This window comes from Chromohalobacter sp. HP20-39 (assembly GCF_033052815.1).
GTDB lineage: Bacteria > Pseudomonadota > Gammaproteobacteria > Pseudomonadales > Halomonadaceae > Chromohalobacter.
The window spans coordinates 1-465 of record NZ_JAWHTP010000140.1; the positions used below are offsets into that span (position 1 = coordinate 1).

Consider the following 465-nt stretch of genomic DNA (forward strand, 5'->3'; position numbering starts at 1 on the left):
GATTTTCGGAAAAGGACATACCTAGTCTAAAAGTTGGCGACCTTCTCCTGAAGCCACGCGAGGAAAAAGGCTCGGCGCGGCCCGACACCTTCTTGAGCTTCGCCATCACCCTCTTGGCAGCGAGCAGTAGGACAAACGTATCTATCGTGATTTCCTGAATCGCTCAGCCTCGGTCGCAGTGCTTTGGTCGAACACGGTCCGCCGCTCTACCGGGAGTAGAACCAATCGAGAAATTCGGGCGCAACATCGGGGCTAAGCTCTAGCGCTGCCTCAGCCACCGCACCATTGCCCTTCGCTGCCGCGATAGCCGCCAGCGCGCACGACAGGAATCCGCCATCCCACTCCGTGTCGGCAGCCGCCGCGACGAGTCGCGGCAGAGCAGCCAGAGCGGCGAAGTAGTTAGCGTGAAGGTCCTCTGGCACCTGTACGCCTTTCCGCTGGCGCCAAGCTTCCACCACTGCAGGA

1 protein-coding gene is annotated in these 465 nt (G+C 60.4%); it reads right to left on the reverse strand.

Annotated elements, in window-relative coordinates; genetic code table 11:
* Positions 1 to 206: 206 nt before the first annotated feature.
* A partial coding sequence (locus RVY79_RS17340) for a hypothetical protein (RefSeq protein ID WP_317465723.1) occupies positions 207 to 465 on the reverse strand: 259 nt, incomplete at its 5' end.